Below are 18,389 nucleotides of genomic sequence, written 5' to 3'. Positions count from 1 at the left end.
TGAATCGGCCGGCGGGAGCCTTGCCCGGTGGCGTGCGCGGGGCGAATATGGGGAGGCCGGTGCAGTCGTGGCCTCGGGAGGCCGAGTTGACCGACACATGGGTGGCCCTGGAAGAAGGAGCGGATCCGGCGGAGCGGCGCGGAGCGCTGCGTCGCGCGTACGAGTCGTTCGCGACCGCCGGCCGGGTCGACCGTCCCGTACGCCCCGTGGTGGCCGACTCCTGGCAGCGTTCCGCCCGCGCGCGCGTCCGTCCCGAAGGGACGGCCAGTGTCGAGCTGTCCGACGACGATCTCGGCGGCTATCGGGACGCGCACCCGCTGGCACGCGTGATGCCGCTCTTCCGCGAACTGATGGGCGTCTACGCGTCGGACGGCGAGCACCTGATCGCGGTGTGCGACGCGCACGGGCGGCTCCTGTGGGTCGAGGGGCACGCCGCGACCCGCGCACAGGCGGGCACGATGAACTTCGTGCCCGGTGCCCGCTGGTCCGAGGCGGCCGCCGGCACGAACGCGCCGGGCACCGCCATCGCCGTCGACCGGCCCGTCCAGGTGTTCGCCGCCGAGCACTTCCTCCGCCCCGTGCACCCCTGGACCTGCGCCGCCGCGCCCATCCACGACCCGCGCACCGGACGGCTGCTGGGCGCCGTTGACATCACCGGCGGTGACCGGCTGGCCCATCCGCACAGCCTGGCGTTCGTGGGCGCCGTCGCCAGGGCCGCCGAGTCCCAGCTCGCCCTGCTGGCCCCACCCCCGGCCCCCGGATCCGTACAGCTGTCGGTCCTCGGACGGGACGAGGGGCTGCTCGTCGTGGACGGCCGCAAGACGCGGCTCAGCCGCCGCCACAGCGAGATCCTGACGGTGCTCTCCACCCGCCCCGAGGGCATCTGCGGCGACGAACTGCTCATGGAGCTGTACGAGGACGAGTCCGTCACGCCCGTCACCCTGCGCGCGGAACTGTTCCGGCTGCGCGGACTGCTCGGCCCCGATCTGCTGCGCTCGCGGCCGTACCGGCTGACGGCCCGCGTCGACACGGACTTCGACACCGTCACCCGGAAGCTGGCGTCCGGGGCGGTCACCGGTGCCATGGGCGCGTACGCGGGGCCGCTGCTGCCCTCCTCCCTGTCCCCCGCCGTCGTACGTCTGCGACGCAGGCTCGCCGACCAGCTCAGGGCGGCGCTGATCGCCCGCGGGGATCCCGCGCTGCTGGCCGACTGGACCTACAGCCCCTGGGGCGAGGACGACCTCCCGGCGTGGCGCGCCCTGGCCGGCGCGCTCCCCGCGCGGCAGCGCCCCGCCGCCCTCGCGCGCGTGCGTGAGCTCGACGCGTGGCAGGGGTCCTGACCCGTACCGCCGAGTCCTGCGCCGCACGGTCCTCCGGCAGCGGCCGCCCCCGGCCGCCCCCGCGCGCTCCCGGCCGTCCTCCCCGGTCCCTCCGGTCCCTCCCGGAAGGCGGACCCGGCCTCGGCTCCTTACTCTCTGTTGATAGAGCACCACAGTCGACTCTCGCGGTGCCCATTCGTCCGAACCCGAGGAGTCCGCGATGCCGGAGCTGTTCATCGGTGGCAAGTGGACCACCGCCGTCGGCGGTCAGGTCCGTGAGATCCGCTGCCCGGCGGACGGCACACTCGTCGCGACCGTCGACGAGGCGGACCAGAAGGACGCGGCTGCCGCGATCGAGGCCGCCCGTGACGCCTTCGACCGCGGCCCCTGGCCGGGCACGCCCGCCGCCGATCGAGGCAGGCTGCTGCTGCGCGTCGCCGAGCTGCTGGAGCGCGACAAGGCGGCGTTCGCGCGGGCCGAGTCCCTGGACACGGGGAAGCGGCTCGTCGAGAGCGAGTACGACATGGACGACATCGCGAACTGCTTCCGCTACTTCGGCAACCTGACGGCCGCGGGCGGCACCGACCGGGTCGTCCACACGGGCGACCCGGGCGTGGACAGCCGCGTCGTGCACGAACCGGTCGGCGTCTGCGCGCTGATCACCCCGTGGAACTATCCGCTGCTCCAGACTTCCTGGAAGGTGGCGCCCGCGCTCGGCGCCGGCAACACCTTCGTACTGAAGCCGAGCGAACTGACCCCCCACACCGCGATCATGCTGATGCGGCTGCTGACCGAGGCCGGGCTGCCCGACGGCGTGGCGAATCTCGTCCTCGGCGCCGGTCCCACAGCGGGCGCGCCGCTCAGCGAGGACCCGCGTGTCGACATGGTATCCTTCACCGGCGGTCTGGTCACGGGCCGCCGCATCATGGCGGCCGCCGCGCCCACGGTGAAGAAGATCGCCCTGGAGCTGGGCGGCAAGAATCCCAACATCGTCTTCGCGGACGCCGACTTCGAGAGCGCGGTCGACTACGCGCTGACGGCGGTGTTCCTGCACTCCGGGCAGGTCTGCTCGGCCGGGGCGCGGCTGCTGGTCCAGGACGAGCTGCACGACTCGTTCGTGGACGAGCTGGTACGCCGGGCCAAGACGATCCCGATGGGCGGTCCGTTCGACGAGCACGCCCGCACCGGGCCGCTGATCTCGGCGGCGCACCGCGACAAGGTCGAGGCGTACGTGGCGGCGGGGCTCGCCGAAGGCGCCGTACTGCGCTGCGGCGGCAAACGCCCCGCCGACCCGGAGCTGCGCAACGGGTTCTTCTACCCGCCGACCGTGCTGGACGACTGCGCTCCGGGGATGTCGGTGGTGCGCGACGAATCGTTCGGCCCCGTGCTCACCGTCGAGCGGTTCAGGGACGAGGACGAGGCGGTCGCGCTCGCCAACGACACCGTGTACGGCCTGACCGGGGCGGTCTGGTCGCAGGACACCGGGCGTGGGCAGCGCGTGGCGTCGCGGATGCGGGCGGGCACCGTCTGGATCAACGACTTCCACCCGTACGTGCCTCAGGCCGAATGGGGCGGGATGAAGCAGTCCGGCTTCGGGCGGGAGCTGGGGCCGGCCGGGCTGGGCGAGTACCAGGAGGCCAAGCACGTGTGGCGCAATCTCTCGCCGAGTCCTCAGGGGTGGTTCGAGTGAGTGAACCAGGTGCGCCTGACACGCCGGACACACCGGGGACACCAGGGACGCCGGACACACCGGGGACGCCGGGCACCCCGACGGGACCGGGCGACACGGGCCGGACAGATCCCACGGCCCCCGCGAGCCCCACGACCCCTACCGCCCCCACCGCCCCCGCGAGGACCCAGACCCAGGACGACGACGACGTTCTCGGCGCGCTCGGCTACCGCCCCGAACTGAAGCGGACCCTCGGCAACTTCCACACCTTCGCCGCCGGAATCAGCTACATCTCGATCCTCACCGGCACCTTCCAGCTCTTCTACTTCGGCGTCAGCTTCGGCGGCCCCGCCTACTGGTGGTCCTGGCCGATGGTCTTCGTCGGCCAGCTGATGGTGGCCCTGTGCTTCTGCGAGCTCGCCGCCCGCTACCCGGTCGCCGGCTCCATCTACAACTGGGCCAAGAACATGGGCGGTCCGCACATCGGCTGGCTCGGCGGCTGGATGATGATGACGGCCACCATGGTGACGCTGTCGGCCGTGGCGCTGGCGTACCAGATCACGTTGCCGCAGATCGACAGCCGGTTCCAGTTCATCGGTGACGGCAGCGGCAAGTACGACGCCGCGGGCAACGCCGTGCTCCTCGGCTCGGTCCTCATCCTCTTCTCCACCACCGTCAACGCCTTCGGCGTCAAGCTCATGGCGCGGATCAACTCCGCCGGTGTCTTCATCGAGCTGCTCGCCGCCGTCGCGCTGATCATCTTCCTGGCCGCCCACATCACCCGTGGCCCCGGCACCGTACTGACCGACACCCACGGACATGGCACCGGCCAGACGCTCGGGTACTTCGGCGCGTTCCTCACCGCGTCGCTGGCGTCCGCGTATGTCATGTACGGCTTCGACACGGCCTCGTCGCTCGGCGAGGAGTCGCACAACCCGCGCCGCAACGCGCCGCGCGCGATTCTGCGCGCGCTCATCGCCTCCTTCTTCATCGGCGGGCTCATCCTGCTCTTCGCCCTGCTGGCGGTGCCGAATCTGGCGGACAAACAGCTCTCGACGGGCGGTCTCCAGTTCGTCGTGCTCGACACGCTCGGGTCGACCATCGGTGATGTGTTCCTGTGGTGCGTGGTCATCGCGATCACCGTCTGCGTGCTGGCGGTTCAGGCGGCCGGGATCCGGCTGATGTTCGCCATGGCCCGGGACAACAACCTGCCCGCGGGCTCGAAACTCGCCCGCGTCAGCCCGCGTTTCCGCACACCGGTCGTGCCCGCGGTGGTGATCGGTGTCGTGGGCGTCGTCATCCTGCTGGTCAACGTCAACCAGCCGCAGATCTTCTCGGTGATCACGAGCATCGCGATCATCATGATCTATCTGGCGTATCTGCTGGTCACCGCGCCCATGCTGGTCAAACGGCTGCGCGGCCGGTGGCAGCCGATGGAGGGCAGCTTCTCACTGGGCCGGTTCGGACTGCCCGTCAACATCGTCGCCGTGGTCTGGGGCGCCGCGATGTCGCTCAACCTCGCCTGGCCGCGCGCCGAGGTGTACAACGCGACCGGCCCGCAGCACTGGTATCTGCGCTGGGGCGCGTTCGTGTTCATCGGCATCGTCGCGGTCGGCGGCTTCGCCTACTACTGGTTCGTCCAGCGGCACAAGACGGGCGTGCTGGCGGAGCACCGTTTCGAGACGGCCGACCCGACGGCACCCGCCGAGCCACCGACCAGCTGAGGCCCCCGCCCCCTGCACCCCCACGCCCCTGGATCCCTGCACCTGGAGAAGCGATGTCCGCAGCACGCCCCGTGGCCGAGTTCGACTACGTCGTCGTAGGCGGTGGTACCGCCGGGGCCGTCGTCGCCGCGCGCCTGACCGAGGACCCCGACGTCACCGTCTGCGTACTCGAAGCCGGCCCTTCGGACGTCGGCGACGACAGCATCCTGAAGCTGGACCGGTGGATGGCGCTCCTGGAGTCGGGCTACGACTGGGACTACCCGGTCGAACCTCAGGAGAACGGCAACGACTTCATGCGGCACGCCCGTGCCAAGGTCCTGGGCGGCTGCTCGTCGCACAACTCGTGCATCGCCTTCTGGGCGCCGGCCGAGGATCTCGACGAGTGGGGCGCCCTCGGCTGCACCGGCTGGAGCGCGGCCGACTGCTTCCCGCTCTATCAGCGGCTGGAGACGAACGACGCGCCCGGCGACCACCACGGCCGCTCGGGCCCGGTGAACATCATGACGATCCCGCCGAACGACCCTTGTGGCAGTGCCCTGTTGGAGGCGTGTGCGGCGGCCGGGATCCCCACCACACCGTTCAACACGGGTCGGACGGTGCTGCGGGGAGCGCACTGGTTCCAGATCAACTCCCATCCGGACGGCACGCGTTCGTCCGCCTCCGTGTCGTATCTGCACCCGATCCTCGGCAAGCGGCCCAATCTGGAGGTACGCACCGGCCTCCAGGCGAAGCGGCTGCTGTTCGACGACGCCACCGACCGGCGCCGGTGCACGGGAGTGGAGTATCTGGAGCCGGACACCGTCCACAGCGGCGCCGTCTCCGCGCGCCGTGAGGTCGTGGTCTCCTGCGGGTCGATCGATTCGCCGAAGCTGCTGATGCTGTCGGGCATCGGCCCGGCCGGGCATCTGCGGGAGAACGGTGTCGACGTACGGGTGGACTCCCCCGGAGTCGGTTCCCATCTCCAGGACCACCCGGAGGGCGTGATCATGTGGGAGGCGCAGCGGCCCATGGTCACCAGGTCCACGCAGTGGTGGGAGATCGGGATCTTCGCCGACACCGAGCCGGGCCTGGACCGGCCCGACCTGATGTTCCACTACGGCTCGGTGCCTTTCGACCTGAACACCTACCGGCGCGGCTATCCGACCACCGACAACGCCTTCTGTCTGACGCCGAACGTGACCCGCGCCCGCTCGCTCGGCACGGTCCGGTTGCGTACGCGCGACTTCCGGGACAAGCCGAGGGTCGATCCTCGCTACTTCACCCATGAGCACGACGTCCGGGTGATGACGTACGGGCTGCGGCTCGCCCGCGAGATCGTCGCGCAGGAACCGCTTGCGCCATGGAGGGGACAGGAGTTGGCGCCGGGGCCGGACGCGCGGTCCGACGAGGAGCTGCTGGACTACATCCGTAAGACGCACAACACCGTCTACCACCCGGCGGGCACCGTGCGGATGGGGCGCGTGGACGACGCCGACTCGCCGCTCGACCCGCAGTTGAAGGTGAAGGGCGTGACCGGGCTGAGGGTGGCCGACGCGTCGGTGATGCCGTTCCTGCCGGCGGTCAATCCGTGCATCACGACGATGATGATCGGCGAGAAGTGCGCGGACATGATCAGAGCGACCTGAGCCGTACGTCGTGGAACGCGGCGCAACCTGGTCGCAACGTCCGCGCTCCTAGCCTCGCGGTGAGCGCCGTCCAAAGGCGGGCGGCACCCTCACCGGGAGGCCACAGAGATGACCCGATACGCAGCGCCGGGCACCGACGGCGCGATCGTCTCGTACGAGTCCCGCTACGACCACTGGATCGGCGGCGAGTACGTCCCGCCGGCCCAGGGCAAGTACTTCGAGAACCCGAGCCCGGTCAACGGTCGCCCCTTCACCGAGATCGCCCGAGGCACCGCCGCCGACGTCGAGCGCGCGCTGGACGCGGCCCACGGCGCCGCTCCGGCCTGGGGAAAGACGTCGGTGGAGATACGCGCGGGCATCCTCAACAAGATCGCCGACCGGATGGAGGCGCATCTGGAGGAGCTGGCCGTCGCCGAGAGCTGGGAGAACGGCAAGCCGGTACGCGAGACACTGGCCGCCGACATCCCGCTGGCCATCGACCACTTCCGCTACTTCGCGGGCGCGCTCCGGGCCCAGGAGGGCTCGCTGAGCGAACTGGACGACGACACCGTCGCGTACCACTTCCACGAGCCGCTCGGCGTGGTCGCGCAGATCATCCCGTGGAACTTCCCCATCCTGATGGCGACATGGAAGCTGGCACCCGCGCTGGCGGCGGGGAACGCCGTCGTCATCAAGCCCGCCGAACAGACCCCGGCGTCGATCCACTTCTGGATGAGTCTGGTCGCCGACCTGCTGCCACCGGGTGTGGTCAACATCGTCAACGGCTTCGGCGTCGAGGCGGGCAAACCACTCGCCTCCAGCGCACGGGTGGCGAAGGTCGCGTTCACGGGCGAGACCACCACGGGGCGGCTGATCATGCAGTACGCCTCCGAGAACATCAAACCCGTCACTCTGGAGCTGGGCGGCAAGAGCCCGAACATCTTCTTCGACGACGTCTGGTCGTCCGACGACGACTTCCGCGACAAGGCACTTGAGGGCTTCACGATGTTCGCCCTCAACCAGGGCGAGGTGTGCACGTGCCCGTCACGCGCGCTGATCCAGCGCGGGCACTACAGCGAGCTCCTGGAGGCGGGCATCGCCCGCACCGAGGCGATCGTGCCGGGCCACCCGCTGGACACGGACACGATGATCGGCGCCCAGGCGTCCAACGACCAGCTCCAGAAGATCCTTTCGTATCTGGACATCGGCCAGCAGGAAGGCGCGAAGATCCTGACGGGCGGTCAGCGGATTGAGTACGAGGGTGAGTTGGCCGGGGGTTACTACGTCCAGCCCACGATCTTCGAGGGCGACAACCGGATGCGGGTCTTCCAGGAGGAGATCTTCGGCCCGGTGCTCGCGGTGACGTCCTTCAGCGACTTCGACGACGCGATCAAAACGGCGAACGACACGCTGTACGGCCTCGGCGCGGGAGTCTGGACGCGCGACATGAACACCGCGTACCGCGCGGGCCGCGCGATCCAGGCGGGCCGGGTCTGGACGAACTGCTACCACGCCTACCCGGCACACGCGGCGTTCGGCGGCTACAAACAGTCGGGCATCGGCCGCGAGAACCACCGCATGATGCTGGACCACTACCAGCAGACGAAGAACTTGCTGGTGTCGTATTCGCCGAAGAAGCTGGGCTTCTTCTAGGCGCCGGGAAAGGGCACCTGACCGGGGCTGATGCCGGTCAGGTGCCCTCCTCGTCGTCCGTGGGTTCCTCCCACCGCCGCATGGAGGTCTCGATCAGGTGGTTGGCATGATCCCTCGTCTCCGCCAGGAACTTGGCGTAGTGGCGGAAGAGAACCTGAATGCTCTGCCCTGCCCGGCGCGCACACTCTGCGGGATCGACGCCGGAGGCAAGCCAGAACGAGATGCCGGCGTGCCGCAGGTCGTAGGGGCGCTTCGCCAGCTCCAGGACATGCTCGTCGAGAGTGAGAGCAGCCTCGCGCGCTCGTCCCCACGTGATGCCGTACGCAGAGGCGTCGATGTACTTTCCCGCGGCGTTGCGGAAGAGCCGGCCATCCGGTGCAACGCCGAACTGTCGTATGTGTTCACGCAGCATGCGGACGAGCACCGGAGGGATGGGCACCGCCCGCGTGGCCTTGGCTGCCCGCCTCTTGAGCGAGTGGGTCTCGTGGACGGCGACGTTGTCTGTCCACTGCTTGCCGGCGGTCACGACACCGCCCTTCAAATTCAGGAGTCCCCAACCGCCGTCCGGCAAGCGGCACTGGGATTTCTGCAGGTGGATGACCTCAGCCGGGCGCATGCCAGCGTGGTACATACAGCCGAAGAAGGCGTACAGATGGGGACTGCGACCGGGTAGTGCCCTGACGGCGGCACGCAGTCGGGGTCGACCTCTTCCGCGACTTGTGGTGCCGTCCAGCGAAGCCCGCCGAGTGGGTTCTGTGCGAAGTACCCTCGTTCAACGGCCGTGCCGAACACCTCGTTGGCTGCGGCCTTCTTCCGCTTCACGGTCTTCGCGGCAGCGGCCGTCCCGTCGACCTTGCGGCACAGGGCGTCGAGACCCCGCCGCAGGACGTCGGGTTCTTCCAACTCACTGACCGGCAGCGAATGGCGCTGCAGCCATCGTCACCGCCGACGGGCAACTCCGCAGCGTCAACGCTCATTCCCCCGGTGCCGACCGCGATCTCCACTGGGCCATGCTGGGCGGTGGCGGAGGCTACTTCGGCGTGGTCACCGCACTGGACTACACAACCGTCGACATCAGCGACATGGCCTTCACCAGCATCGTCATGCGCTGGCCCATGAAGGACATGTCCGCCCTCATCCAGGGCTGGACAGCCTGGAACGCCGACCCGAACCTGCCGCGCGAACTGCGCACCGCCATCGAACAGCTCAGCGACAGAGGCGCACCCTCCGAACTCGTTGTCACCGGAACCTTCATCGGCACCCCCCGCGAAGTCCAGCCGCTCCTCGACAGCCTGGTCACCGCCGTCGGCAGGCCCGAGAGCGACCGCGTCACCCACCCCGTCAGCTACGTCCAGGCGGCAGCCGAACCGGAGCGCTGGGGCGGGGGAACCGTCGGGCCCCGCGTTGCCTTCGCAGCCAAGTCGCATATCGTCCGCCGGCCCATGACCCCGGCGGCAGCCGACGACATGGTCGCCGCGGTCAACCGGCTCCACCGGCTCAACGGCGTCACCGGAGCCGGAGGGCTGCTCATCGACTCCATGGGCGGGGCGGTCAACGACGTGGCACCGGACGCCACCGCCTTCCCCCACCGGTCGGCCGTCGGTGTCGTCCAATACCACTCCTACTGGCACGAGTTCACCCCGCAGCCCCACATCGAACAGCGCATGCAGTGGCTCCGCGACATCCACACCACCATGCACCCCCACCTGGGCACCGGCGGCTACGTGAACGGCATGGACCCCGAACTCGACGACTGGGAAACCGCCTATCACGGCGACAACCACCCCCGCCTGCAACGAGTCAAGGCCGCAGTGGACCCGGACCAGTTCTTCACCCAGCCCCAGGCCATCACCCCCGCCACGACACCTTCCACCGGTACGGTCACGACGCATACCGGATCGCGCCCCACCGTCCGGGCCCACGGGCACCGCTCCGACGCTGAGCTCACCCGGCTGGCACGAAGGCTTCACGGGCGGCTCCTGCGCCCGGGTGACCCGAACTACGACAAAGCCCGCGTGCTGCACAACCAGCGCTACGACAGCGTCATGCCTGCAGCCATCGCCCACATCGCAGACGAGGACGATGCCGCGGCGTGCCTGGCCTACGCCGCCGAGACCGGCACAGCGACCGCTGTCCGCGCGGGTGGCCACAACTACGCAGACTTCTCCACCACCCCAGGGCTGGTGATCGATGTCGCCGCCCTGAACAGCATCACCGTCTCACGCGACAGGGTGCGCCTGGGCGCCGGTGTCAGCAGCACGAGCGCCGGACAGACCCTCGCACGCTCCAACCTGGCGATCGCAGCAGGGCGGTGGGCATCGGTCGGGGTCGCCGGCTTGACCCTCGGCGGCGGCAAGAGTGCCTTCACCCGCGCTTGGGGACTGTCCTGCGACCGGCTCACCGGAGCGACCATCGTCACTCCGGACGGACGCACACGCCACCTCACCTGCGCACCCGAGGATCCCGACCGCGAACTGTTCTGGGCCCTGCGTGGCGCAGGCGGAGGCAACTTCGGCGTCGTCACGGCCCTGGATTTCCAACCGGTCGACATCACCGGCCGGTCGTTCGCGCACTTCCAGATCCAGTGGGCGCACGCCGACATGGCGAGCGCGCTGCGCGGATGGCAGCACTGGATCATCGACCCCCGCACACCGCGCGAGGTCTCCTGCGACGTACGGATCCTGCTCGATGGCAGCGGGCCCTCCCAACCCATCGTGCACGGCGCCTGGATCGGCGGCACCGCCTCGCTTCTCCGCGTGATCGACCGACTGATCGCAGCCGTCGGACGCCCGCCGAAACGGATCAGCATCACACCCGGCAGCTACATCGAGTCCGCCATGGTCACCGACCACCCCCTGCGGGACAGCGCGACGGCGTTTCCACACCGAAACGCCCTGGCAGTCCTTCAATACATCACCACATGGCCCCGGACATGCCCGCCCTCCGACTCCGCCGCCCGGCTGGATTCGACGCGAAACACCCACGCCGCCATGCAGGTGCACCTGGGCCCCGGGGCCTACGTCAACGACACCGACCCCGAACTCCTGGGCTGGGAACACACCTATTACGCCGACAACTACCCCCAGCTGCAAAGGGTCAAGGCGACCTACGACCCCGGCCAGGTGCTCGACTTTCCCCAGGCCGTCCGAGTCCCCTCCCTGCCGGCCTTCCCCACTCAGCCACAGGACACAGTCGACACCCGCTCCACGGACGGACCCCACAGCACATCCTCTGCCACCGCCAACCAGCAGCCCTGATGCGTACCTCCACTCCGTGGCCAACCAGCAGGGGCGAGCCCGTGCCAACAGCCGACACAGGCGCCGGACAGGCGAGCCGGCCGCACGGCGACTGGGCGCCCGGGACGGTGGCGGGGCCGCTCAGTGAGCGGCCTGGTAGCCCGAGTAGAACGTGAAGGAGCCGGCCTGGCGCTGTTCGATCTCGGCGGCGCGCCGACTGCCCGCGAGAGCCTCAAGTGTGCGGGGGTAGGCGGTCAGCGGGTCCCGCTGGTCGGTCTCGAAGATCTCCAGCCACGTCGGCGGCTCGGGAAAGGAGATCCGCCTGCCGTTGACCAGCGCCTCCCCGCGCGCAGCCTCCTCGATGAGTTTCAAGCGCGACGCCGCGTAGAAGAGACCGGTGTCCAGTACCTGGGATGCCCACCGCTCGCGGGACGCGTCGTCGGCACCGTCGGAGAGGATGATGTGCACACCGGTGACCGCACCGCGGCTGCCGTTCTTCGCCAGCGACCCGACGTGCGCCCACGACCCGCGCATCGCGGGAGACACCAGTTGGGCCCTCGGGTCGTCGTACAGGTAGCGCGGGTAGCCCTCGGAGCTCTCGGTCGCCGGCCAGGCGGTGGCGGGGTCGGGCGTGACGATGTCGTAGATCGCGACGGAACGCGGATCCTCCACGCTCCCAGCGGCGGCCGGGTTCTCGAACCGGAAGCAGTTCACGAGGTGACCCAGGTGCGTGACGACGGTCCCGTACACGTCGTACCAGGCGTGATAGTCGCCGATCCGGTCCGGATCACTGGGACTGGACATGACGAACCGCACGCCGGTCCGTTCGACTCCGTACATAGCGGCTCGCCTTTCGCTCACAACGAAACAGTCGCGGCTTCGAACAGTTCGCCTGTGCACCTTGCACCTTCAAGTCACGATATGGACGTCACGTCCGGCCCGCAGCCCAGGGCTTCCGATCGGGTAGCGGTCGCTGTGCCGTTCCCTGAACGGAATCCTGATCGCCCTGCCTGGCGCGAGTGCCGGCGGTGAACCGGGCCTCGATCCGGCTCGGTCAGCGCGCTGACCGGGCGCCCGGTGTTGGCGTACGACGCCCGGTCCGCGCGGAGCACGGGCCCGGTGTCAGGCTCGCAGTCCCTGGACCACGAGGTCCAGGAGCGGCGCCTGCGCGCCTCCCGTCGCCGCGTCCTTAGGAAGGGCGGCGACCAGGGAGAGAACCTGCTCGGCGGTGATGTCGGGCCGTACGAGAGCCAACTCGCGGGCACGGTCGAGAAGTTCGGCGAAGGCGGTCCGCATGGGCCGGCAGGCGCCGGCGAGCGGGGACGCCCCGACCAGACCGGCGCCGACGTGGTCGCTGGCACCCCGGTAGCGGGCGAGGCTCTCGTCGTAGAGCCGCAGCCAGGCGACGATGCCGTCCCAGACGGGCCCCTCGGCCAGCAGGCGGCGGGCCTCGGTGGCCAGGCGGGCGGCTTGTTCCTCCATGAGGGCGCCGAGGAGATGCTCACGGCTCGGGAAGTGCCGGTAGAGGGTGCCACGGCCGACGCCCGCTTCCTGTGCGACCTCCTCCATCGGCACGTTCACACCGCGGCGGGCGAAGACACGTCCTCCCGCGGCGAGCAGTGCCGAACGGTTGCGCACGGCATCCGCGCGCCGGGCCGAGCTGTGGGGTGCTGCGTTCATGGGATGACCCTATTTGACAACCGGACACGGTGTCCATATCGTCGAAACGGATAAACGGGCAGCTTGTCCGTTTACTCTTTTCGCAGCTCAGCACCACTTTCAACCCTGAGGAGGAGTACCGTGACGCGATCCGGCAAGGAAGTGGTCGCCGTGGTGACCGGCGCCAGCCGAGGCGCCGGGAAGGGTATCGCCGAGGCGCTCGGGGGCACCGGGGCCACGGTCTATGTGACCGGGCGGTCCCAGGGTGGCGGGGACTCGTCGTACGGCGGGTCCGTGCACGAGACCGCCGAGGAAATCACCCGGGCGGGCGGCACCGGCATCCCCGTCGTCGTCGACCACGCGGACGACGCCGCCGTCGCCGAGCTGTTCATGCGGGTGCGGGCCGAGCACGAGCGGCTCGACATCCTGGTGAACAACGCAGCGACGGTCGCCTCCCCGGCTCCCGGCGGCTTCTGGGAGCGCCCGCTGTCCACCGCCGACGTGCTGACCGTCGGTCTGCGCTCGCACTACGTCGCCGCCTGGCACGCCGCACCGCTGCTCATCGCCAACGGCCGCGGCCTGATCGTCAACACCGGCCACTACGGCGCCGTCTCGTACCACCAGGGCCCCGCGTACGGTGCGCAGAAGGCCGGCGCCGACAAGATGGCCGCCGACATGGCGAAGGAGCTGCACCCGTACGGCGTCGCCGCGCTGTCGGTCTGGATGGGCGGCCTCGACACCGAACGCGCCCGCGCCTACCTGGAGTCACTGACGCAGGAGCAGCGCGCGGCGCTCCCGCCGCGCGAGTCGACCCGATTCACGGGGTGCGTGATCGCGGCACTCTACGCGTCCGACGAGCTGATGGCGTTCACCGGGCGCACGGTCATCGGCGCCGAACTCGGCGCGTACCTCGACGTCACCGATGTCGACGGCAGCCGCCCTCGCTCCAGGCGGCACGTGCTCGGCGGCCCGCCGGAGCCCCACGCGAGCCTGCGGCAGGAGGAGTCATGACACATCAACCGGCGGGCGCCGCAGACCACTTCGCCCTGACGCGGCTCCTCACCGAGACCGCGTGGCGCATCGACCACGGCCGCGCGGACACGGTGTGGGAACTGTTCACCGAGGACGGCGAGATGCTCCTCGGCGGAACGGCGCTGCGCGGCCGGGACGCGATCAGGCGGTGGGGCGCCGAACGCGGCGCCGCGCGGACCCGGCATGTCCACACCAACATGCGCTTCGACCTCACGGGCGAGAACACGGCCGAGGGCGTGTGCGTCCTGACCGTGTACATGGACGACGGCAGGGACGGCGCCGCGCCGTTCGCCGTCAACGAGGAGACCGGCCGCTACGTGCGGACCGAGGACGGCTGGCGATTCGCCTCGCGGGTCTCGGACGTGCTGTTCGGCGGGCCGAACGCCCCGGCGAAGCAAGCGAACTGAATCATGAACAGGATCTGGCACACCTGCCTTGGGCGCCCGATCCGGAGGAGAGAACGGCAGTCCTCGAACTCGCCATCCGCGGCGAACCCGGTGCCCTTACGCGGCTCCACCCGCCCGTTGACCAACGTGTTGCGCTGCGGGTACTGAGCCCGAGACCAGCCGCCCCCGGCGCGGTCGGCCATCAGACGAACTGACGTACCGTCAGCAATATGGCGCCCGCAGTCGCCGGCACTGTCGCGACCGCTCTGGCCCGCCCGACGTTCAGCTCGTCGGACGGCGGGTGCTCAGCAGTACGCCGCAGCGGGAGCGAGCAGGGCCGAGTAGCGCAGGCTGTCGGTGTGCACCGCGCCGACAGCCGCGAGCGCGGCCAGGCTCATCGGCGAACCGGCCAGGAAGAACCCGCTCATCGTGGAGCGCAGTTCCGGCCCGGTCACGCGCTGCCGGACCAGGGCCATCTGCGGGCCTCCGACGGAGGTCGCCGCACTCATCAGTCCAGACGCCATCCCCGCCAGCGTCACAGCGCGCCCGGCCGGCGTCCGCCGGAAGCCGCGCACAGCCGATCACCGACGCTCCACCAGTTTTCCATCCGGACCCACCACAGACCCCGTGACGAGCGCCCCCCTCGGGCCGCGGCCTGCAACCGCTGGCGGGGTTTCGGCAATGCCCAGTGGGCCTCGGTCGTCGTCGGGTCTTCGGCTCCTGGCTCGCGCGTGCCGCCCTGTCCTCGCTCCTCAAGTTTGGCGAGGCGCCGAGAAACCTCGGCAACCTGCCCGGCCAACGCTTCCCACGATGGCGCACCATCACTCGTCCAGCAAGCCTATCCTCGGACGCGCACACGGCCTTTCACCGTCGAAGCAGTTCCGCAGACTCAACGCGAACGCGAACGCAGCCGCGTCCCCAACGGTGCGCGTCAGACCGGGCATGGACCGTATCGACGCAACGCAGATTCCAGAGCCCGGCCTGGTCGTTCTGGACGTCACCGCTCACGACGACGCGACCGCGCACGCCGTGATGGCACAGCTGGAGCGATTGTGCGCCACCCTGCATCGCCCCTACGACGGGAGCCTGAGGTGCCGGGAGTCCTCGCCCGCGTGTATGCGAACATCCGGCTCCCCGCCTGGCTCGTCGACCACCTGGAATCTTCGGCAACCTCTACGCACTGGTGACCGAGCCGGGCACGCGAGGCCGTACGACTGCTGCAGGCGCGGGGTAGGGCACTCAGCGACGGCGTCGGTTCGGGCGTCCAGGCCCGGGAGTTGGCTACCATCAGTAATCGGTCACGCAACAGTTCCCTCGCGCTGGTCCGACCCTCCATGAGCCGCCCCTTCCCGGGCCGGGCAGGACGACCGACCCGATGCGGCGTCCCCGCCTCTCTTCTCTGAGTGTCGAAGCAGTAGCCCAAAACACACAAGACGGCATACCTCGACCACGGGCTTCAACAGTCTGGGCCTGAGGGCGAACTCGAAGAGAACAAGCCAGAGGAGCCCGAGCAGTTGCCGGGGAGGGACGCGAACTGGTGTGCCAGCACCCACAGGGGGATGGCCCCAGCCACAGGCAGCTCCCAAGGCATCTCCACCGCCGCTCCCCGCGCCCGCGGGGAAGGTCTCTTCTCCCCGGCAACGCGCATGCCACCCAACTTGCTCTGCTAGTAAGAGATTTGAATGCTATGCACTGTTTGGCCGATTCGCTGAAACTACTCGAGAATGACCCCAGGCGCCGCTAGTGCTGTGACCGCATAGGTTCGCCGGTTTGGTGGTCGCGGCGGTTGGATGTGGGGTGACGTCCGATCCGACCGTTGGAGGCGCGGTGGCTGAACCCGTCCGTGCGCGCAGACTGACCGATCAGGAGGGGCAGAAGCTGCAGCAGGGTCGGCCGGTGTCCGCGTCGAACGTCACGGCCCGGGTGTGTCCGGTGAGTCCGCCCGACGGGCCCTGGTGGAGCCGATGATGACGAGCCGGCGGGACGGCAAGGCCCGCCACGGACTCAACATCGGGACCCCGCCCCCAGCACAACACCCGACCTCGTCGGTGCGTGCGGAGATCGCGAACCTCGCGCGCCGCTTTACTCGTACTTTACCAACTCTTGGGTAAGACCGTACTGTTGGCGGTTCGTGCCACAGGGAGGGAACAGAGTTGGACGCCTCAACGACCATGTGGGTACTCACAGTCGCCACGCTGCTGGTACTCATCGCGGCCGACTTCTTCATCGGCGGTCGCAAGCCACACGAAGTTTCGATGAAGGAGGCGGGTGTCTGGTCGATCGTCTGGCTCACCCTCGCCGTGCTCTTCGGTGCCGGACTGGCCCTCTGGGGTGAGGGGCAGGCGTCCGGTGAGTTCTTCGCGGGCTACATCACCGAGAAGTCGCTCAGCGTCGACAATCTGTTCGTGTTCGTGCTGATCATGGCGAAGTTCTCGGTCCCGTTGATCTACCAGCAGCGTGTGCTGTTGATCGGTGTGCTGCTCGCGCTGGTGTTGCGTGCGGTCTTCATCGCCCTGGGCGCCGCCGCGATCAGCCAGTTCGCCTGGGTCTTCTACGTCTTCGGCGCCTTCCTCATCTACACCGCCTGGAAGTTCATCCAGGAGGCGCGCGCGGACGAGGACGACGACTGGGAGGAGGGTCGTCTTCTCAAGGCCGTTCAGCGACGGGTACCTTCCACCGGGCAGTGGCACGGCACGAAGATGATCATTCGCGAGAACGGCAAGAAGCTTGCCACGCCGATGCTGATCGTCATGGTGGCGATCGGCATCACGGATCTGCTCTTCGCGGTGGACTCGATCCCGGCGATCTTCGGCCTGACCCAGGACCCGTACATCGTGTTCACGGCGAACGCCTTCGCGCTGATGGGTCTGCGGCAGCTGTATTTCCTCATCGTCGGGCTGCTGAAGAAGCTGGTTCACCTGTCGTACGGGCTGTCGGCCATCCTCGGCTTCATCGGCGTGAAGCTGGTCCTGCACGGTGTCCACGAGACGACGAGCCTGCATGTGCCGGAGATCTCCACTCCGGTCTCCCTGGCCGTCATCGGCGGCGTGCTGGCCATCACAACGATCACCAGCGTTATGGCGACGAAGAAGGCGGCCAAGCAGCATCCCGGAACCGCCGATCAGCAGGAGCCGGCCGAGAAGGCGGACACCCAAGGCTGAGCCCAGGGCGGGAGGACTTCCAGTCTCGGACAACGGTTCGTCTGCGGAGGGCGATGTCTCTACGCTCAGCGGAGCGGGTCGGCGCGCCTTCCCACAGGTTGCGGTGGTGTGGCAGAGCGGCCCATTGCGATCGGCGTGGGGAGGCCCCCTCACGCCGACCGACGGAGAGGGGCGGGCCTGCTCCTGTCTGTCCACGGGTTCGAATCCGGTCGCCACCGCGCCGCCTGCAGAGTTTGGACCAGTACTCAACTCGTGTACATGGTCACACGCGGACAGATAGGAGCCAGGTGGCGGCTGTAGTCGCCAACTCGGCCGGGGTGACCGGGGGATGGGAGCACTCGGCGCGGCATCGAGCTCCGTTGAGAGGGTCCTGGTGGTCTCCCTGCCCAGGGAAGGGCGGCGGCCTCGTACGAAGCGGCGCGCACCGAAGCCGAACGGAACGGCGTCGCGGGCGAACGCGCCACCGCCAGGCCCAGCGCGCTTTCGTGCCGGCCTTCACCGACCCGGCCCGGGCCGACGACCACATCGAACTCGCCCAGCAGCTGCTGACCGGCCTGATCTGCGCGCCACCGACCTCACCACTCAGATCGCCGGCCTCGTCCGCGACGCCGGCACCACCGGAAACCTGCTGGACCGCCTCAGCGTGCTGCGCACCGAGATCAGCGTCGCCGGCCTGGCCTCCATGGAAGCCACCCTTGAGCTGGCCGAGTGCTTCCACCATGCCGTCCGAGGCGCACACGAGGACCTGACGGCCGGTATCGCACGGCTCCGCGACCTGACCCGCGACGGCGACTACGCCTACTACGTCGACATCGCCCGCTTCATGGGCGCACTCCCCCTAGGCGCCGTTTCAACGGCCCGGTGAGCACCGAGGCCAGGACGTCGACCTTCGCGCGCTGGCGCCACGCGGTTCCGCCGGGCACCGGTCCGTCCGTACCGAGGCCCG

The 18,389-nt window shown here is 69.3% G+C and carries 15 protein-coding genes and 1 tRNA gene; 12 read left to right on the top strand and 4 right to left on the bottom strand.

What is annotated here, in order from left to right:
- Positions 1-86: 86 nt before the first annotated feature.
- The 5 genes from ACFT9I_RS19405 (at position 87) to ACFT9I_RS19385 (ending at position 7,969) form a co-directional block, all read left to right on the top strand.
- Positions 87-1,340 (top strand): GAF domain-containing protein, encoded by a 1,254-nt coding sequence (locus ACFT9I_RS19405; protein ID WP_382565746.1) that lies wholly within the window; start codon positions 87-89, stop codon positions 1,338-1,340.
- A 199-nt stretch (positions 1,341-1,539) separates the two neighbouring features.
- Positions 1,540-3,009, top strand: coding sequence for an aldehyde dehydrogenase family protein (locus tag ACFT9I_RS19400; protein WP_382565744.1), 1,470 nt, complete (start codon positions 1,540-1,542; stop codon positions 3,007-3,009).
- On the top strand, positions 3,006-4,712 hold the full coding sequence (locus tag ACFT9I_RS19395) for an APC family permease (protein ID WP_382565742.1): 1,707 nt from the start codon (positions 3,006-3,008) through the stop codon (positions 4,710-4,712). The genes ACFT9I_RS19400 and ACFT9I_RS19395 overlap by 4 nt, the downstream gene beginning before the upstream one ends.
- Before the next feature lie 53 nt (positions 4,713-4,765).
- A complete protein-coding gene (locus ACFT9I_RS19390) occupies positions 4,766-6,337 on the top strand; it encodes a GMC family oxidoreductase (RefSeq protein WP_382565740.1) in 1,572 nt (523 codons plus the stop codon).
- Positions 6,338-6,445: 108 nt separating this feature from the next.
- Positions 6,446-7,969 carry an aldehyde dehydrogenase family protein gene (locus ACFT9I_RS19385; protein ID WP_382565739.1) on the top strand — a complete coding sequence of 508 codons (1,524 nt, stop codon included), beginning with the start codon at positions 6,446-6,448 and terminating at the stop codon, positions 7,967-7,969.
- A 37-nt stretch (positions 7,970-8,006) separates the two neighbouring features.
- Here ACFT9I_RS19385 and ACFT9I_RS19380 read toward each other — a convergent pair whose 3' ends face one another.
- Positions 8,007-8,585, bottom strand: a complete 579-nt coding sequence (locus tag ACFT9I_RS19380) for a hypothetical protein (protein ID WP_382565737.1) — start codon at positions 8,583-8,585, stop codon at positions 8,007-8,009.
- A gap of 424 nt (positions 8,586-9,009) precedes the next feature.
- Between ACFT9I_RS19380 and ACFT9I_RS19375 the strand changes: the two genes are divergently transcribed.
- Positions 9,010-11,226, top strand: coding sequence for a BBE domain-containing protein (locus ACFT9I_RS19375; protein WP_382565735.1), 2,217 nt, complete (start codon positions 9,010-9,012; stop codon positions 11,224-11,226).
- Positions 11,227-11,346: 120 nt separating this feature from the next.
- Here ACFT9I_RS19375 and ACFT9I_RS19370 read toward each other — a convergent pair whose 3' ends face one another.
- Both ACFT9I_RS19370 and ACFT9I_RS19365 read right to left on the bottom strand, forming a co-directional pair.
- The gene (locus ACFT9I_RS19370) at positions 11,347-12,045 is read right to left on the bottom strand and encodes a hypothetical protein (RefSeq protein WP_382565733.1); all 699 of its coding nucleotides are present in this window, start codon (positions 12,043-12,045) and stop codon (positions 11,347-11,349) included.
- A 282-nt stretch (positions 12,046-12,327) separates the two neighbouring features.
- Entirely contained in the window at positions 12,328-12,885 is a 558-nt protein-coding gene (locus tag ACFT9I_RS19365; RefSeq protein WP_382565732.1) for a TetR/AcrR family transcriptional regulator, read from the bottom strand.
- 120 nt (positions 12,886-13,005) lie between these two features.
- Between ACFT9I_RS19365 and ACFT9I_RS19360 the strand changes: the two genes are divergently transcribed.
- Both ACFT9I_RS19360 and ACFT9I_RS19355 read left to right on the top strand, forming a co-directional pair.
- Positions 13,006-13,875 carry an SDR family NAD(P)-dependent oxidoreductase gene (locus tag ACFT9I_RS19360; RefSeq protein ID WP_382565730.1) on the top strand — a complete coding sequence of 290 codons (870 nt, stop codon included), beginning with the start codon at positions 13,006-13,008 and terminating at the stop codon, positions 13,873-13,875.
- Positions 13,872-14,303 (top strand): nuclear transport factor 2 family protein, encoded by a 432-nt coding sequence (locus ACFT9I_RS19355; protein ID WP_382565727.1) that lies wholly within the window; start codon positions 13,872-13,874, stop codon positions 14,301-14,303. The genes ACFT9I_RS19360 and ACFT9I_RS19355 overlap by 4 nt, the downstream gene beginning before the upstream one ends.
- A gap of 284 nt (positions 14,304-14,587) precedes the next feature.
- Here the strand turns inward: ACFT9I_RS19355 and ACFT9I_RS19350 are convergent, their stop codons facing one another.
- Positions 14,588-14,806, bottom strand: coding sequence for a hypothetical protein (locus tag ACFT9I_RS19350; protein ID WP_382565726.1), 219 nt, complete (start codon positions 14,804-14,806; stop codon positions 14,588-14,590).
- Positions 14,807-14,963: 157 nt separating this feature from the next.
- Here ACFT9I_RS19350 and ACFT9I_RS19345 point away from each other — a divergent pair, with 157 nt between their 5' ends.
- The 4 genes from ACFT9I_RS19345 (at position 14,964) to ACFT9I_RS19330 (ending at position 18,308) form a co-directional block, all read left to right on the top strand.
- Positions 14,964-15,620 (top strand): DUF6207 family protein, encoded by a 657-nt coding sequence (locus tag ACFT9I_RS19345; RefSeq protein WP_382565724.1) that lies wholly within the window; start codon positions 14,964-14,966, stop codon positions 15,618-15,620.
- A gap of 815 nt (positions 15,621-16,435) precedes the next feature.
- A complete protein-coding gene (locus ACFT9I_RS19340; RefSeq protein WP_382565722.1) occupies positions 16,436-17,443 on the top strand; it encodes a TerC family protein in 1,008 nt (335 codons plus the stop codon).
- A gap of 102 nt (positions 17,444-17,545) precedes the next feature.
- Positions 17,546-17,661, top strand: a tRNA-OTHER gene (locus ACFT9I_RS19335).
- A 425-nt stretch (positions 17,662-18,086) separates the two neighbouring features.
- Positions 18,087-18,308, top strand: coding sequence for a hypothetical protein (locus ACFT9I_RS19330; protein ID WP_382565720.1), 222 nt, complete (start codon positions 18,087-18,089; stop codon positions 18,306-18,308).
- Positions 18,309-18,389: the final 81 nt, after the last annotated feature.

It is taken from the genome of Streptomyces sp. NPDC057137 (assembly GCF_042670825.1).
Lineage (GTDB): Bacteria > Actinomycetota > Actinomycetes > Streptomycetales > Streptomycetaceae > Streptomyces.
The sequence above is the reverse complement of the archived record's forward strand: the minus strand, read 5'-3'. Positions and strand labels throughout refer to the sequence as shown.

Coding starts and splice junctions, on each gene's coding strand:
- ACFT9I_RS19400 (WP_382565744.1), top strand. CDS start 1,540: ATGCCGGAGCTGTTCATCGGTGGCAAGTGGACCACCGCCGTCGGCGGT.
- ACFT9I_RS19390 (WP_382565740.1), top strand. CDS start 4,766: ATGTCCGCAGCACGCCCCGTGGCCGAGTTCGACTACGTCGTCGTAGGC.
- ACFT9I_RS19385 (WP_382565739.1), top strand. CDS start 6,446: ATGACCCGATACGCAGCGCCGGGCACCGACGGCGCGATCGTCTCGTAC.
- ACFT9I_RS19380 (WP_382565737.1), bottom strand. CDS start 8,585: ATGCGCCCGGCTGAGGTCATCCACCTGCAGAAATCCCAGTGCCGCTTG.
- ACFT9I_RS19370 (WP_382565733.1), bottom strand. CDS start 12,045: ATGTACGGAGTCGAACGGACCGGCGTGCGGTTCGTCATGTCCAGTCCC.
- ACFT9I_RS19365 (WP_382565732.1), bottom strand. CDS start 12,885: ATGAACGCAGCACCCCACAGCTCGGCCCGGCGCGCGGATGCCGTGCGC.
- ACFT9I_RS19355 (WP_382565727.1), top strand. CDS start 13,872: ATGACACATCAACCGGCGGGCGCCGCAGACCACTTCGCCCTGACGCGG.
- ACFT9I_RS19350 (WP_382565726.1), bottom strand. CDS start 14,806: ATGGCGTCTGGACTGATGAGTGCGGCGACCTCCGTCGGAGGCCCGCAG.
- ACFT9I_RS19345 (WP_382565724.1), top strand. CDS start 14,964: ATGCCCAGTGGGCCTCGGTCGTCGTCGGGTCTTCGGCTCCTGGCTCGC.